Source organism: Nocardia sp. CA-120079 (assembly GCF_050955745.1).
Lineage (GTDB): Bacteria > Actinomycetota > Actinomycetes > Mycobacteriales > Mycobacteriaceae > Nocardia.
In genome coordinates, this window is sequence record NZ_CP192088.1 from 9412395 (window position 1) to 9427269 (window position 14875).

The window sequence follows — 14875 nt, forward strand, 5'->3', positions numbered from 1 at the left end:
CCCGTTGTTTCGTGCAGTATCAATTACCCAGGAACCGGCCCAGCTGTGGCACCGCTTCACCGGGATGTTTGGCCTGGAAGCCTTCGCCGAGTGCCTGCAACTTCCAATCGCCGCCGACCCGGAACACCTTGGCCATCGCCATCGCGGTGAACGGCATTCCGCCTGCCATGGTGTACCTCGCCAGCTCGCCGTTGTTGGCGCCGTCGACCAAGCGGCAGAACGCGTTCTGGACTTGCTCGAAGGTGTGGCCCTTATAGGAGGTCACGATGAACACCAGCGTGCTGACGTGCGCCGGGATGCGGGTCAGGTCGACCAGGATTACCTCGTCGTCACCCTCGCCCTCACCGGTGAGGTTGTCGCCCTGATGCCGGATCGAGCCGTCCTTGGAGGTCAGCTGGCCGTAGTAGGCGACATCAACCACGTTCATATCGGCGAACATCACCACCGACGCGTCGAGGTCGATATCGACGGTCCGGTTGCCGAACATGCCGCGGCTGCGCACCGGATCCCAGCCCAGACCCATCTTCACGAAGGTCAGCGCGGTGCCGCCCTCCTTGCGCAACGTGACCCGCTGCCCCTTGACCAGGCTGACCGGACGATCCTTGCTCAGACTGATTTCACTGGGCGGCTGTTGCTGCGCGGCGGGCTGGGCGGGCGGCGGATAGCCCTGACCCGGGCCGGGTGCGGGCGGCGGGTAACCACCGGGTGCGGGCGGGGGCGGGTAGCCCTGTCCGGGCGGCGGGTAACCGGGTGCACCCTGAGGGTAGCCCTGCTGTGTCGGCGGGTACTGCGGCTGCTGCTGCGTCGGAGGCGCCGGCTGTGGCGGCGGGTAGCCCGGTCCGGGCTGTGCGGGCTGGTAGGCCGGTGGCGGCGGAACCTGCGTCGCGGCCGGCGACTCGTCGACGGTGACACCGTGATCGGTGACCAGCGCCGCGAAACCACCGGCGTAGCCCTGGCCGACCGCACGTACCTTCCACTCGCTCTGGCGCCGGTACAGCTCGAGTGCGATCACGATCGACTCGGTGTTCAAACCATCGATGCGGTACTCGTACAGCTGATTACCAGCCGAATCCGACACGATCGCGGTCGGCGCGGGAAAGCGGCCGAAATTGCTGGTCGCGTCGTCCAGGGTGATCACCGCGCGGATCTGCGCGATATCCGCGGGCACCGCATTCAGCGATACCGCCAGCGACGCGGGCTGCCCGGCCGGCGCGGGCTGCAGATTCACCCCGGGGCCATTGGGCTGATTGAAGAAGACGAAGTCCGCGTCGGAACGGACCTTCCCCGACTCGGTGACCAATAGCGCGGACAGATCCGCGGGTGCGGTCAGCTGGACGGAGATCACCACGTCATTGGCGGCCAGCGGGCCATTCTGACCCTTGGCGAGTGTTGCGGACAAGTTCGACCCTTCGCTTGTCGGTGCGTACGGTGCCACTCTACGAGAAACGTGCCGAACACGATCCGAAGTAACTCCCTGCCGTGGCCCATACAGGTACCCCAAGATCGGTTAGGGTGGCGAAACGCGGTCGGAATGGCGGGCGATAAACCCGTGTTCCCCTACGAGACAGCAGGCAAACTCCCTATGGCGCAACTGTTCGAGCAGTCGAAAAAGGTGATCGAGGCACACCTCGCCGGATCGAGTATCCGGGCGATTTCCGGCTCGATGGTCGCCTACGAAGGAAATGTGCAGTTCAAGTCGGCCGGTTTCGGCGGCGGTGACGGCGTACTCGCCGGGCTCAAGCGGCGGGCCACCGGCGAGAAACTGTCGCTGATGGAATGCAGCGGCAACGGCCGGGTCTTCTTCGCGGTCAATGGTCAGCACGTGACCGTGGTGAATCTGAATAACGAGACGCTGCAGGTCGAATCGCAGCAGCTGCTGTGCTTCGCCGGAAATCTGCGCACGGACGTGCGTTTCGCCGGTGTGCGCGGTGCGTCCTCGGGTGCCGGTCTGTTCACCACCACGGTGACCGGACAGGGGCAGGTCGCACTGCTATCGGCGGGCGGGCCGCTGATCCACCTGGAGGTTTCACCGCAGTATCCGCTGGTCGTCGATCCGGATGCCTTCGTGGCCTGCCGGGGCAATCTGAATCAGTCGTTCGTGACCGATGTTTCGTGGCGCACCTTCGTCGGCCAGGATGCGGGGGAGGCGTTCTCGCTGCGCTTCGACGGTCAGGGCCTGGTGTTGATCCAGCCGGCGGAACGGTAAGGGAGCCAGCGATGTTCGAGAAGGTCAACGGCAAGGTCGTCAAGGTCGACGTCGGGATGGCGGGCGGCGTGGTCGCGCGCAACGGCGCGATGCTGTTCTACACCGGCGATATTTCCTTTGCGCCACACCAGATTCCGGGAGCGGCGCCCGGTATGGGCGGTGGCGGCATCATGCGGATGGCGGGCCGGATGATGGCCGGTGAGCACGAACGCACCATGCTGGCCTCCGGTAACGGCGAGGTGCACTACGGATTCGCCGGGCTGGAAGTACAGGTGGTGCAGATGCAGCCGGGCGCGGTGCTGCGCGTCGAGGCCTCACGGCTGCTGGCCAATACCGCCGCGCTGCAGAGTTCGATTGTGTCCGTGATGAGTTCGGGCGGCGGCGGCGGTGGCGGCGGACTAATAGGTGCGTTGCGCGGCGCGGCCAGTGGTGCGCTGACCGGTCAGGGCATGTTCACCACGCAACTGTCCGGACAGGGCGCGGCGGTGCTGCTGGCACACGGCGGATTCCTGGAACTGCCGGTGGGCGGTCCGAATCCGATCGTGGTGGATCCGCAGGCCTTCGTCGCCGCCTACGGCAATGTGCAGACCGAGTTGAAGACGGCGTTGAGCTGGCGCGATGCGGTCGGTCGCGGTTCCGGCGAGGCGATGCAATTGCATTGCGTCGGACAGGGTGTCGTGTACGTGCAGGCCTCGGAAGAGAAGTTGTGAACCATGACCGATATTTTGAATCCGCTGAATCTCGGTGAGAGCGACAACCTTCCGGGCAACAGCTACGCCTACTGCATCGACCTGAACAAGCCGTGGTTCATGCGCAAGGGGGCGATGATCGCCTACTACGGCGATATGCGCTTCCAGATGCTCACCCACGGATTGCAGGGCGGACTGCTGCACATGGTCTCGCAGCAGTTCTCCGCACCGCTGTTCACCGGCGACTATGTGGTCGCCGAGGGCCACGGCAAGCTGATCATCGGCGACCGCGGTTACGACATCAATTCCTATGACCTCGAGGACAACGGCAACCTCACCATCCGCGCCGCCAACCTGCTCGCCTTCGAGCCGGGACTGTCGCTGAATCAGTCCATCGTCCCCGGATTTCTCACCCTCATCGGCACCGGCAAGTTCCTGGCCTCCTCCAATGGCCCGGTCATGTTCGCCGAACCGCCGCTGCGCGTCGATCCGGAAGCCCTTGTCGGCTGGGCGGATTGCCCGTCCCCCAGCCACCACTACGACCAGCGCTGGGTCTCCAATTTCCTCGCCGCCGGTGCGGCGCGCTTCGGGGTGAACTCCGGTGAGGAGCGCCAATTCGACTTCACCGGCGCCGGAACGGTTCTCATTCAATCCAGTGAGAAGATCCTCAGCGATTCCGCACTGGTCCGCACCATCGAGGGGCAATTGCAGAGCGGTATGACCGTCGGCGGCCTGCAGCGGTTACACGGTGTCATTACCCAGCAATTGGGCGCTCAGCAGTCCGGATATTGAACCGGATGACCTGAGGATCGTCCCGAGGTCCTACCTTCGGCGGCTCGGCATGCCGGGACCGGCGAATAGCCTTCTCAACAGCAGACATCGTGTCGGGACGCACGACGCCTGGCCGCCGCTCCGACGTCGACACCCAGCAATACAACCGAGGCCGTCTCGAGCAGATGACCTCGCTTGTATTGCTCAGTGCTGTCAGGACTTCGACGCCAGGCCGAAACGCGCCGCGAAGGCCGACATTTCGTCGAGCTGCACGGCCTGGTCCGAGGCGGTAGCGCCGACAATGATCCGGGTCACGCCTTGTGCGGCGAATCCGTCTACCCGGTCCTGCGGCATATCCATCGACCCCCAGCGGGTGTATTCCAGCGCGCCCGGATCTCGGCCCGCCGCGGCGGCGGTGGACCTGGCGAGATCCCACTGCTCCGCACGTTCGGCGGGCATCAGCATCCCGCCCGCGAAATACCCATCGCCACGTCGTCCCACCCGCCGCGCCGCGGCCCGACTCGATCCGCCGATATGGATCGGCAACTGGTCTCCCCCATGGGGTTTCGGATATAGGCACAGCTTGTCGAATGAGAAGAACTCGCCGTGGTAGTCGACACCATCCGCATCACCGGCCCACAGCAGGCGCATTACATCGATCGCCTCATCGGCCCGACGGCCACGGGATGCGAAGTCCACCCCCACTGCGGCCGCCTCACCCGGCAAGGTGCCGAGTCCCACTGTCAGCAGTCGCATTCGGCCCTTGGACAGCAGGTCTATGGTAGCGAGCCGCTTGGCGAGCACCACGGGATGCCGATACGGCAGCAGCAGTACACCGGTGCCCAACAGAATCCGCTCCGTGGCCGCGGCGACGAAGCTCAGGCAATCGAGCGGATCGGGAAACGGCGTTGTCGGTGGCATTTCGTACGCTCCGATCGCCGCACCCGGATAGAGCGCAATATGATCCGGCAAGAGGATCGACTCGAAACCGCACGCTTCGGCATGTTGCGCGAACACCATCAGCCGGTCCGGATCCGTACCGTAATACGGTGTGCTGTAATTGATTCCGAATTTCATCGGGACACCGCCGCCGCGTCGAGCTGGTCGCGCAGTTGCGATCGCACCGCATGCAACCGATCGATGGCCGCCTCGACTTCATCGAGTTTGCGCCGCAATGTCGCCACCGAATCCGGGCAGACATCCCCCGAGGTATTTCCGGCACGAATACACGCGACGAACGGTCGGATATCGTCGAGATCGAAACCTACGTCGAGCAGCCGCCGGATCTTGTGGACGACCTGCAGCTCCGACTCGTCGTAGACGCGATACCCGTTGTTCGAGCGCCGCGCCCGCACCAAGCCGTGCTCCTCGTAATAGCGCAGCGTCCTGGTACTCGTCCCGACGCGCTCGGCCAGCTCACCGATCAGCATTCGACCTCCTTCACGACCCGTCGGGGGCAACGCTAAACCTTGTCGCCGGTGTCAAGGCAAGGGTCGGCGCTGTTGGGCGGTCTGTGAAGCGGAACCCCAACTCTTACCGGTTGGAATCCCCTGTCTTTAGCCGCGGGGAGGAAGTCAAGAACCAGTTGATGATCTCCTCGCCCGCGAGAATTCCGGAGGCGCGGGTGATGGTCAGGTTGGGGTGAGTCCAGTTGAGTTGTTCGAGTTCGCCGTGGCGCGGACGGATCGCGGAGTCCGCGGTCCGCAGCATTTCGGCGTCGAGAGCGCCGTCACCTGCGGCAAGGGTCATCGCTGCGGCGGTGAGTTCACCGTTTTCGACCAAGCGGCGACGGACTTCGCGCACCGCATGACTCTTACAAACGGCCAGGGGCATCGTGTAGATCTTGCGGCCCTGCTGGGAGACGGACCAGCCGCGCGGGCGGCACCAGGCATCCCATTCGGCGAGGAAGCCGTCGGGTACTTCCTTGGGCTTGACCACCAGGTAGGTGAACAGATGATCGGCGACCCGGAACTTGGTGACCCAGGAATCATCGATCCGAGCACGCAATTCGGTGTTCACCTCCGAAAGCGTCGCGCCACCGGCCCGCACTTGCGCGTCGATATCGATGCGCCAGCGCATATCCGGCACGCCGTCGACCAGGATGTTCCCGCCGTTGCTGGTAATCGCGTATCGCCAAGGAGCCCCGGGTAATTGGATACGTTCGAACTGCTTGATGGTCCGCGTGGTGGTGGGAATGACGGCGGCGGGTTCGGTCAGGGTCTGCATTCGCAGGGCGGCGGTTGTCGTCATGAACGACAGTGGCGCGCCCTCGAGGTGTTCCACACAAACCGTCGGCACATCGGTCGCGGCGTGGAAAGCGTTGCGCGAGTAGATCATCGTTCGGTCGAGATCGGTAGCGATCAGAGCCTGTCTTCGTAGTTTTCTCAGATGCATTACTGCTGTACGTCCTTGATCAATCCCATGCACGAATAGGCCAGGTCGGGTACGACCTCGACCGGAACGCCGCGGGCCGCGGCGAGCAGACGGATATGCGCGTGTTCCGGTGCGTCCGCCACACGCACCAGCACCCGCCACGGCAGCCGCCGCAGCAATACCCGGGTCGTCTCACCGACGCCCGGTTTCACGAAATTCACACTGGCGACGCCGTATTCCTCGCGCACCTTGTCGACCGAGGCCCAGCCGGTCCAGGTCGGTGTCCGGTCGTCGGCGCGAACGGCGGCCAGTTCGGCGGGCACACGATCCCGGACCGCGTCGAAGGCGGTGGTCACCGTGTCGAGCAGGCGACCGGAGACATCGTCGGCTGCCAGCTCGCGATAGAACTTCGCGCCGTGGAAATCGCCGGGTCCGATCAGCGTGTCATTGAGCACGGTGCGCGAAATCAGCCCGGAGACCGTCGAATTCAGGCAGGCGGAGGCGATCAGGAAGTCGTCTCGGGTGCCGTAGGTGCGCACGCAATGTCCCGGATCGGCGAGCACGGCGAGTTCGTCATTGAATCTGGCGCCGCCCGCGGCGTGGTAGGAGTCCAGCGCTTCGGTGAGTTCGCGAGTGATGGCACCCTTGCCGGTCCAGCCGTCCACGAACACGACCGAGGCCGGATCATGGTTGCGAGCAAGGTAATCCAGGGCGACAGCGTCGATACCGCGATCGCGCACGATCGATACCGCGTAATGCGGCACGTCGAGACTTCGAGAACGCAACCAGCGCCGCATGAGAATCCCGATGGGCGTACCCGCACGCGCCAGCGAGACCAGCACGATATCGGTACCGCGTTCGGCGACAACGAGTTCGGATACCGTCGCAACGGCGAGCGCGAGGCGCTCGGCACTCTCGGCCAATACCTCGTCGAACAGTGAGCGATATGCGGCATCGGGTTGATATTCGATCGGCAGCGATTCCGCGTAATGCGCGGCACCGGACTGGATCCGGCGTTCCCGCTCGGCCACATCGGCCTCGAGGTCGACCTCGGACAGATCCTTCAGCAGCCACGAGACCTCTTCGGCCGCATACGATCCGAAGGTCGGTCCATGCAGCGGAACCGGAAGTTCCAAGGCCGATTGTGGAGAGATATTCGATTCCGGCACAGCGTTCGACCTCATAACACCCTCGGTTCGGCATCGGTGCGTTCGGCATGCAAAAGCCGCGGATCCGCACCCGGCAGCACTGCCAGCACGACATCGTCGCCGGATGCGGTCAGCACATCGATCAGACCGCCTTCGGCTAGCAGTTCATCGGTATCGGCAGGTGTGTCGATGACAACGACCAGAATCGGATCGACTTCGAGTGACCGCACCGAGGTAGCAGTCCCGGTCAGCGCCGAATCATCCACTTCGGTCGCACGCGCACGATCGTCCGGTGCCGCGCCGTCGTCGCGCGTAACGAGTTCGGACAACGCATCCTCGATCCAGTGCGCGTTGTACAGATAACGCGGTTGCGTCTCGCCGGCTTCGGGCGCAACGAACCGGAACCCACGCCGCAACGGATATCCCGGCTCATCGAGCACATATGCAGGCGAGCGAGTCGTCGTCTGAAACCGCGTCGGAATCCCGGCATCGGCCAGCTCGGCCGCCAAACGCAACGGCAGATACATCAGCTCTTCATGCCCGAGCACAATCGCGGGCCGACCAGCGAAATCATCAGCAAGTCGAACCCGCAGCGCCTCGGCGGCCCGCACCAACGCCGCCTCGAACGCATCGGTATCCGATCGCAGAATCCCGTGCCGACCGCCTTCGGGAACCGAAGCAGGCCACGGCAACTCGACTCGATCGAACGAACCGCGTCGCGCCGCGGTCGGATTCAAGACCGGATCAGGCATAGCCGACACCGTCTCGACCAGATCCTCGGGCAGCATGGTGCGACCGGACGCCAGACACACCGTGTCGATCCGCGCACCCAACTCCGCGGCCGCCGCCGCGAACCGCGCCCGATCGCCCTCGGTCCGCATATCCACCAGCGACGCCAGCACGTAATGCGACCGCGGCGAAAACGCGTGCAATGCCCGAACCGCATCGATCGCCGTATCACCGGTGGAGATCTCGTCGTCGACGAGCACCAGCGGCAGATCGTTGACGAAGATATCCGCGGGTGCGGGCTGCAGCAGATGCGAGGTGGCGTGCGAATGCCCCTCCTCGAAGCCGGTCAAGGTGGTCGCGTCGGGCACCTCGCGACGGGTCGAATGCAGATAGCATCCGGCCCCGATCCGCGCCGCCACACAATGCCCCAAACCCGTTGCGGTCTCGGCGAATCCGAGCACCACGGCCGCGCGATCGCCCAGTGCGTCACGCACCAGATCGCCCAGCCGATTGCCCGCGCCGAGAACCACCCGCGGATCGGTCGGCAGATGCTTCCCGAGCACGGTCGAAACCAGGAGGTGCGCACGACGTGGATTACGCCGCAACCCCGGCTGAATCAATGTGGCGATGGGCAATTCGGCGGGCAGCACACCCACCGATTCGCCGCCATGCGAACGCTCGTGCCGCAACTCGATACCCAAATTCGTTGTCGCCCAAGGATCAATGCTCACTCGGTCACCAACGCCGTCAATAGATCCACGAACGAAACGCCCTTATTCGCGACACCGAAAACACGAGCCCGCAGCAGCGTCTGGCGCGCCCAACTGCGATGCGGCCGCATCTCGTTCATCTTGTTCCGATATCCGGATGCGGCCACCCCGCCGACATCGACCTGCAGGATGTCGAGCGCATCCGAATACTCCTCGTGCGTCACCACCGACAGCGCATGCACGGCCGCGACATGCGACGGATGGATCACCGTCTTGCCCTGGATCCCATTGGCCCGGTCGAGTGTGATCTCGCGCAGTAGCCCGTCCAGATCGCGACTGACCAGATAACGCCGGAACGGCACCGCATCGGATTCCTCGAACGGCGCGGTCCGCAGCAGCGGCCGGAACATCCGCTCGTGGTCGGCGAAGTATTCCCAGACCGGTCCGGTGATCACGAAACCGGTACCGTCCGAACGCCCCAGGTAGTTCACGATATCGGCGATGACATCCGCGACCACCCGCACGTCGTAGATGGTCAGATCCCGGTCCCGCCGAATGCCGAAGGTCGAGCACATATCCGTCGCACCGATGCGCACCGCGAGTATCCGCTCCCGGTGCTCGGCCAACAGCGCCGCAATCTGGGTCAGCTCCTGATCCCGGCTCTCGCGATGCACCAGCGCAGGCGATTCGAGCACCGGCATGCCGTATACGGGCCTGCCCAACCGCTCGGCGGCCGCCTCGAGCGCGGCGAGATATTTCGGACCGCTCGCCCTGTCGAATTTCGGGAAGACAAAGCCGGTCAGTGCCACCGCCCCGGTGCCGAGTTGCTCGACGATTTCGGTCACGGTATCCGCGTCCCGAACGCGGACGAACAGCAGCGGATTCGGATCCTCGCTGTCGGCGAGCAGATTCAGCGTCGCGACGGTCTGCCGTTTGGCGAATTCCACCTCGTGATCGGCGACCGCGTCCTCGAGATCGATGACCATCGAACACACACCGCGCGCGGCACGCTTACTGATCGTCAGGGCAAGGTCGGCCCGGGTCGCCGGCGCATACAGCGTGGCGCCGAGCGCGAACGCCAGAATTTCCCGGTCGGCATCCTCGCCGAACGGTTCCGGTTGTCTATGGAACAGGTGCCGCGCCTCCGGGCCGTGCAGCTGGCGAAAATGGCGCAGCGGCAATTGCTTTCGCAGGGAAACCCGTTGCTGGACGACGATGCCCGCGGTCATCGCTTCGCTGTCCTCATCCCTGATGGCGGTGGCCGCATAAATCCTGGCCTCATTCTCGTCGTGGTCCTGCTTGCTTTCTCATTCGATCCACTACCCCGGCTACGAACTCCGCGGCTTTATCCAATTCGGTCACATAGGCCCAGTAGTCGGGGTGCCGCCCCGACAGGCTTTCGGTGATTCGATCTATCCGGTCCGCCTGTGCATCGAGCACAGATCCCCATTCCCCGACGAGTCCGCGGCTCACTGCGAGCATTTGCGCGTCCCGCAGCCGAAATCGTACGGCTTTGGCCTTCTCTTGCGGATTCTCACGGACCTCGCGCAGCAATGTCAGCCGTTTGGTGACGGCGTCGATCAAGTGTTCGGCCTCGGTGAGGTGCCCCCGTGCGGATGTGGTCAGATCAAGTGCAGACTCCGGATTGTTTTCGGCCGCCGCCGCACGTGCCCGCACCAGGGCGGCATCCGCGGCATCGATGGCCTTTTTGCTTTCCGGCCCATTGTTAGCCAGATCCGCCGAACTCGCAGCATTGAACTCGCGGAGCAACTCCGAGTAGGCCGGTGCCACCCGTTCGCCGCGGGTGTGGACCGCCGCCGATCTGGTGGTCACCGAGGTAATGGCATTGGCCGCGGCCGCGGTCCGAGATGGCGCTTGCGCCAACGCTTCTGCCAGCGCTTTCGTCGCCGATTCCAGGCGGTTGGCGGCCTCCCGGACATTGGCCGCGGGTGCCTCGGAACCGAGCGCCTCGAGTGTGAGCAGCGACTCATCCACCGCCGCCGCGTACTGGCGCACCGAAGGGTAGCCGCCATATTCGGATTCGGCGGCCTGCCTGCGCACACCCGCCGCCGCGACCTTCACTTGCTGCGCGAATTGCGGCACCGTGCCGAGCACCGCGACGGCATGTTCGAGCTCGGACTGATTACCGAGATAGAACTCGTCGACGGCACGGGCCGCGTCGGTCAGCTGCCGCACCAGGGTGTCCACCCGCGGTTGTCCCTGTGGCATCGGCGTGTCGTCGCGTTCGGCGTTATCCAGTTCCTCGGTGAACGTCAGATATGCGCCTGCGGCGTCGTAGCATCTGCTGCGCACGGGTTCCCATTTCGCGCTCATCCGTCGCTCGGGAAACACCTGTTCGCAGGCGTGCACCGCCGCCTCGGCCGCGCTCTGGCGCCGATCCATATCCAGGAACGCGGCCGCCAGCGTCGACCGGGCCTGTGCAATCCATTCGTTGTTCCCGGACGACCGGAACCATCCACGCCTACGGCCTGCCACGCCCCGATGTTAGGCGGTGGACTAGTTCGCCGGGGATACACCAGTTCCTACGCAAGATTGCCGAAACCTACTACTGTCGTAAGGCGTACCCGGCGATTCGGACAATGCTGGGAACCACAGACGTCTATTGAAAGGGAACCCCGCATGGGTGTCAGTCTGTCCAAGGGCGGCAATGTCTCGTTGACGAAGGCAGCGCCGAACCTTACCGCTGTCTCCGTCGGGCTCGGGTGGGATATTCGTACGACCACCGGCACCGACTTCGATCTGGATGCCAGTGCGATCGCGACCGGTGGGGACAAGAAGGTCGTGTCCGACAAGCACTTCATCTTCTTCAACAACCTCAAGTCGCCCGAGGGCAGCATCGAGCACCTCGGCGACAACCTGACCGGTGAGGGCGAAGGCGATGACGAGGTGATCAAGGTCGACCTCGCCAACACCCCGCCGACCATCGAGAGCATCTTCTTCCCGGTCTCGATCTACGACGCGGACACCCGGCAGCAGTCCTTCGGCCAGGTTCGCAACGCCTACATCCGCGTTGTCGACCAGGCCAACGGCACCGAGCTGGCTCGCTACGACCTGTCCGAGGACGCCTCGACCGAGACGGCCATGGTCTTCGGCGAGCTGTACCGCAACGGCGCCGAGTGGAAGTTCCGCGCCATCGGCCAGGGCTACGCCTCGGGTCTGGCGGGGATCGCCCGTGACTACGGTGTGAACGTCTAAGACGTACTGGTCTCTCCCGTAGCGACTGCTCGCAGGTCGCTCGAAAGGATCAGCAGGGGGCTCGGCGACGAGCCCCCTGCTCGCATGTCCACGGAACGATTCGACTCGCCGCTCCGTTGGACAATCGACGGTTCCGCGACCACGCTGGAACCATCATCGCGACCGCGGGTTGTACGGCCCTCGGGTTACATCGGCAAAGGCGCGCTCGGACAGACATTCGACCGCCGCACGGAAAGGGTCTCCGCGTGGTCCTGCGCATATTCGGCATGTCCATCGTTGTCACGGTGGTATCGCTCGTCGTGGCATTCCTGTATGGCGGGCCGACAGCACTGGCCCTGGCCGCCATCCTCGGTGTGCTCGAGGTCTCGCTGTCGTTCGACAATGCGGTCATCAACGCCACCGTGCTCGAGCGGATGAACGAGTTCTGGCAGCGGATCTTCCTCACCGTCGGCGTGATCATCGCCGTCTTCGGCATGCGGTTGGTCTTCCCGTTGGCGATCGTCTGGATCACCGCGGGCCTGAACCCGGTCAAGGCGTTCGACCTGGCGCTGAACCCGCCCGCCGATGACGCGCTGGTCTTCGCGGACGGCAGCCCCAGCTACGAGAAGTTGCTCACCGACGCGCATCCGCAGATCGCCGCGTTCGGCGGCATGTTCCTGCTGCTGCTGTTCCTGAACTTCATCTTCGAAGAGCGCGAAATCACCTGGCTGTCCTGGCTGGAGAAGCCGCTGGCCCAGCTCGGCAAGCTGGACATGCTCTCGGTGGTCGTCGCGAGTGTCGGCCTGGTGTTCACCGCGGAGTTCATCGCGGGCGACGAAGAGCGCGCCACCGTTCTGGTCGCCGGTCTGCTCGGCATGATCACCTACATCGTGGTCGACGGACTCGGTTCGCTGTTCCACACCGAGGAGTTCGAGGAATCCGCGGACGGCGGTCCGTCCCAGCTGGTCAAAGCCGCGGGCAAGGCGGCGTTCTTCCTGTTCCTGTACCTCGAGGTGCTCGACGCGTCGTTCTCCTTCGACGGTGTCATCGGCGCCTTCGCCATCACCTCCGACCCGATCATCATCGCGCTCGGCCTCGGTCTGATCGGCGCCATGTTCGTTCGTTCGATCACCGTGTACCTGGTGCGCAAGGGCACGCTGTCGGAGTACGTGTACCTCGAGCACGGCGCGCACTGGGCGATCGGCGCGCTGGCGGTCATCCTGTTCGTCTCGATCGGCGTGCACATCAACGAGATCGTCACCGGTCTCGTCGGCGTGGCGTTCATCGGCGCGGCGTTCATTACCAGCATCATTCGGAATCGGCGCGAGGACACCGACGAAGTGGAGAGCGCCCGCGAGGTCACCCCGGTAGCCTGAATTCCGGCGGGTAGCCGAAGAACTCGAGCGGCAGCGGCTTCGGTCGCTGCCGCTTCTCTTTTCCCGAGGGGGAATGGCGAGCGAAACTCCGCCGGCACGCCGCCAAGAAGTAATTCAGCGCACGGGCACCGGCTGCCGCTGATCGACTCCGGGCGTCGGGCGGCGCGAGGCAAATACCATGCCGATCAGTCCGACACCGAGTCCGGCGGCGGCGAGGGGCCGCAGCGGCTGATCGATGAACAGCCAGGCCAGCACGGCGGTGACCGCGGGAGTCGCGAAGAACAGACGCCCGACTCGCGTTGCCTCCCAACGCTTCAGCATCGCGTTCAGCAGCAGGAATGCGACCATTGAATTGACCAGCACCATCCAGGTGAGCGATTCCGCGAATCGCGTCGCATCCCAGATGTGCAATTGGCCAGTGCCCCAAGCCAATACGCCCGTGATCGGCGCGCTCGCGGCCATGTGGATGGCGGTGGTGGCACGCGAATCGACCTGCGGTACGAAGCGTTTCTGGTAGATCGTGCCGACACTGAGGCCGAGCAAACCGATCACGCACAGCAGCAGGCCGATCAGCGACATGCTCGATTGGTCGAGTACGGCCAAGCCGACGCCGACACCACCGATGCCGAAGCCGAACCACTGTCGCGCCGTGACGGTTTCGCCGATGAATCCGGCCAGCAAAGCGATGACGACCGGATTGAGTCCCTGCACAAGGGCGATGATGGCTGCCGAAACATGCAGGCTCATCGCCGTGTAGAACGCGCCGAACTGCACGATCTGCATCAGCAGACCCGCGATGACGACATGTTTGAGCTGGCCTGCGCTCGGCCAAGTCGCGCGAATCACGGTGGCGTACACCGCGAGCAGGACCGCGGCGATGGCGAAGCGCGCGAACAGCACCATCATCGGCGGTGCCGCACCGACACCGATGACCCCGGCGATGAAGGCGCTGCTCCACAGCACGACGAACAGTGGTTGCATGCCTGCCGCTAGGGAGGGCTTGTCGGTCGCTCGGAACAGCGGGTCCAAGAGCTGCGTCTTCACTTCCACTCCTACAGGCCATAACCATCTGAGGCGGTTACCAACCGTCGCATCTTTGTACGTAACCTGTCAAGGTGGTTACTATCAGAGGGTGTTCGCCTTCGTGAGCGGTAACCTCGCCCTGGACTTCGCAGGCACGGTCAAGGCCCGTGCCACGACGTTCGACGATTTACTCACCACCCCGGCGGATCTGGACGAATGGCTGCTCGCCGCCGACCTCCTCGACACCACCCCTCACTGCGATGCGGCAACACTCGACCGAGCCGTGCGACTGCGCGAGGCGGGCTACCGACTGGCCCTGGCCGCGACCCGCGACGAGCCGTTCGCGGATGCGGACCGCAAGATCGTCAACGAACTGGCGGGCGGTGAACTCCCCCGACTAACTTTGCGAGCCGATGCGACGATCACCCGCCACGGCGACCCGGACGCCGCACTCGCCGCGATCGCCCGGTCCGCGATCGAAATGCTCGGCGGGCCGGAGCGAGGGTTGATCAAGCAATGCGGCCGCGCCGAATGCACGCGGCTGTACCTCGATACCTCACGCGGTAAGTCACGCCGCTGGTGCGATATGACCATCTGCGGCAACCGCGCCAAAAGTGCCGCGTTCCGCGCCAGACACGCCGACTGACCGGTTCGT

At 64.5% G+C, this 14875-nt stretch carries 15 protein-coding genes; 6 read left to right on the forward strand and 9 right to left on the reverse strand.

Features of this window, described 5'->3' with window-relative positions:
* Nucleotides 1–19 precede the first annotated feature (19 nt).
* A complete protein-coding gene (locus tag ACQPYR_RS42430) occupies nt 20–1399 on the reverse strand; it encodes a TerD family protein (protein ID WP_433625698.1) in 1380 nt (459 codons plus the stop codon).
* A gap of 183 nt (nt 1400–1582) precedes the next feature.
* On the opposite strand from ACQPYR_RS42430, the gene ACQPYR_RS42435 reads away from it, so the two are divergent.
* The 3 genes from ACQPYR_RS42435 to ACQPYR_RS42445 are packed head-to-tail and all read left to right on the forward strand — an operon-like array spanning nt 1583 to nt 3687.
* Nucleotides 1583–2206 (forward strand): AIM24 family protein, encoded by a 624-nt coding sequence (locus ACQPYR_RS42435; protein ID WP_040697553.1) that lies wholly within the window; start codon nt 1583–1585, stop codon nt 2204–2206.
* 11 nt (nt 2207–2217) lie between these two features.
* The gene (locus ACQPYR_RS42440) at nt 2218–2916 is read left to right on the forward strand and encodes an AIM24 family protein (protein ID WP_433625701.1); all 699 of its coding nucleotides are present in this window, start codon (nt 2218–2220) and stop codon (nt 2914–2916) included.
* Between the two features lie 3 nt (nt 2917–2919).
* The gene (locus ACQPYR_RS42445) at nt 2920–3687 is read left to right on the forward strand and encodes an AIM24 family protein (RefSeq protein ID WP_433625704.1); all 768 of its coding nucleotides are present in this window, start codon (nt 2920–2922) and stop codon (nt 3685–3687) included.
* Between the two features lie 192 nt (nt 3688–3879).
* On the opposite strand, the gene ACQPYR_RS42450 is transcribed toward ACQPYR_RS42445, so the two are convergent.
* The 7 genes from ACQPYR_RS42450 to ACQPYR_RS42480 form a co-directional block, all read right to left on the reverse strand.
* A complete protein-coding gene (locus ACQPYR_RS42450; protein ID WP_433625706.1) occupies nt 3880–4743 on the reverse strand; it encodes an LLM class F420-dependent oxidoreductase in 864 nt (287 codons plus the stop codon).
* Nucleotides 4740–5096 (reverse strand): MerR family transcriptional regulator, encoded by a 357-nt coding sequence (locus ACQPYR_RS42455; protein WP_040697481.1) that lies wholly within the window; start codon nt 5094–5096, stop codon nt 4740–4742. Before ACQPYR_RS42455 ends, ACQPYR_RS42450 begins: the two co-directional genes overlap by 4 nt.
* A gap of 103 nt (nt 5097–5199) precedes the next feature.
* A complete protein-coding gene (locus ACQPYR_RS42460; RefSeq protein ID WP_433625709.1) occupies nt 5200–6060 on the reverse strand; it encodes an HAD family hydrolase in 861 nt (286 codons plus the stop codon).
* Nucleotides 6060–7223, reverse strand: a complete 1164-nt coding sequence (locus ACQPYR_RS42465) for a cysteine protease StiP family protein (protein WP_433625711.1) — start codon at nt 7221–7223, stop codon at nt 6060–6062. The genes ACQPYR_RS42460 and ACQPYR_RS42465 overlap by 1 nt, the downstream gene beginning before the upstream one ends.
* A complete protein-coding gene (locus ACQPYR_RS42470; protein ID WP_433625714.1) occupies nt 7220–8647 on the reverse strand; it encodes a phosphoribosyltransferase family protein in 1428 nt (475 codons plus the stop codon). Before ACQPYR_RS42470 ends, ACQPYR_RS42465 begins: the two co-directional genes overlap by 4 nt.
* Nucleotides 8644–9855 carry an HpcH/HpaI aldolase/citrate lyase family protein gene (locus tag ACQPYR_RS42475; RefSeq protein ID WP_433625717.1) on the reverse strand — a complete coding sequence of 404 codons (1212 nt, stop codon included), beginning with the start codon at nt 9853–9855 and terminating at the stop codon, nt 8644–8646. Before ACQPYR_RS42475 ends, ACQPYR_RS42470 begins: the two co-directional genes overlap by 4 nt.
* A gap of 49 nt (nt 9856–9904) precedes the next feature.
* Complete coding sequence (locus tag ACQPYR_RS42480) at nt 9905–11122, reverse strand: hypothetical protein (protein ID WP_433625720.1); 1218 nt, start codon at nt 11120–11122, stop codon at nt 9905–9907.
* Between the two features lie 144 nt (nt 11123–11266).
* On the opposite strand from ACQPYR_RS42480, the gene ACQPYR_RS42485 reads away from it, so the two are divergent.
* A complete protein-coding gene (locus tag ACQPYR_RS42485; protein ID WP_063042648.1) occupies nt 11267–11842 on the forward strand; it encodes a TerD family protein in 576 nt (191 codons plus the stop codon).
* A gap of 245 nt (nt 11843–12087) precedes the next feature.
* Nucleotides 12088–13197: a DUF475 domain-containing protein gene (locus ACQPYR_RS42490; RefSeq protein ID WP_433625722.1), complete on the forward strand. Its 1110-nt coding sequence runs from the start codon at nt 12088–12090 to the stop codon at nt 13195–13197.
* 114 nt (nt 13198–13311) lie between these two features.
* Here the strand turns inward: ACQPYR_RS42490 and ACQPYR_RS42495 are convergent, their stop codons facing one another.
* Nucleotides 13312–14241, reverse strand: a complete 930-nt coding sequence (locus ACQPYR_RS42495; protein WP_433625725.1) for a DMT family transporter — start codon at nt 14239–14241, stop codon at nt 13312–13314.
* Nucleotides 14242–14329: 88 nt separating this feature from the next.
* Between ACQPYR_RS42495 and ACQPYR_RS42500 the strand changes: the two genes are divergently transcribed.
* Complete coding sequence (locus tag ACQPYR_RS42500; protein WP_433625728.1) at nt 14330–14866, forward strand: CGNR zinc finger domain-containing protein; 537 nt, start codon at nt 14330–14332, stop codon at nt 14864–14866.
* Nucleotides 14867–14875 lie beyond the last annotated feature (9 nt).

Excerpts from the sequence above, each read along its gene's own strand:
- ACQPYR_RS42435 (WP_040697553.1), top strand. The coding sequence starts at position 1,583 with ATGGCGCAACTGTTCGAGCAGTCGAAAAAGGTGATCGAGGCACACCTC.
- ACQPYR_RS42440 (WP_433625701.1), top strand. The coding sequence starts at position 2,218 with ATGTTCGAGAAGGTCAACGGCAAGGTCGTCAAGGTCGACGTCGGGATG.
- ACQPYR_RS42445 (WP_433625704.1), top strand. The coding sequence starts at position 2,920 with ATGACCGATATTTTGAATCCGCTGAATCTCGGTGAGAGCGACAACCTT.
- ACQPYR_RS42450 (WP_433625706.1), bottom strand. The coding sequence starts at position 4,743 with ATGAAATTCGGAATCAATTACAGCACACCGTATTACGGTACGGATCCG.
- ACQPYR_RS42455 (WP_040697481.1), bottom strand. The coding sequence starts at position 5,096 with ATGCTGATCGGTGAGCTGGCCGAGCGCGTCGGGACGAGTACCAGGACG.
- ACQPYR_RS42460 (WP_433625709.1), bottom strand. The coding sequence starts at position 6,060 with ATGCATCTGAGAAAACTACGAAGACAGGCTCTGATCGCTACCGATCTC.
- ACQPYR_RS42465 (WP_433625711.1), bottom strand. The coding sequence starts at position 7,223 with ATGAGGTCGAACGCTGTGCCGGAATCGAATATCTCTCCACAATCGGCC.
- ACQPYR_RS42475 (WP_433625717.1), bottom strand. The coding sequence starts at position 9,855 with ATGACCGCGGGCATCGTCGTCCAGCAACGGGTTTCCCTGCGAAAGCAA.
- ACQPYR_RS42485 (WP_063042648.1), top strand. The coding sequence starts at position 11,267 with ATGGGTGTCAGTCTGTCCAAGGGCGGCAATGTCTCGTTGACGAAGGCA.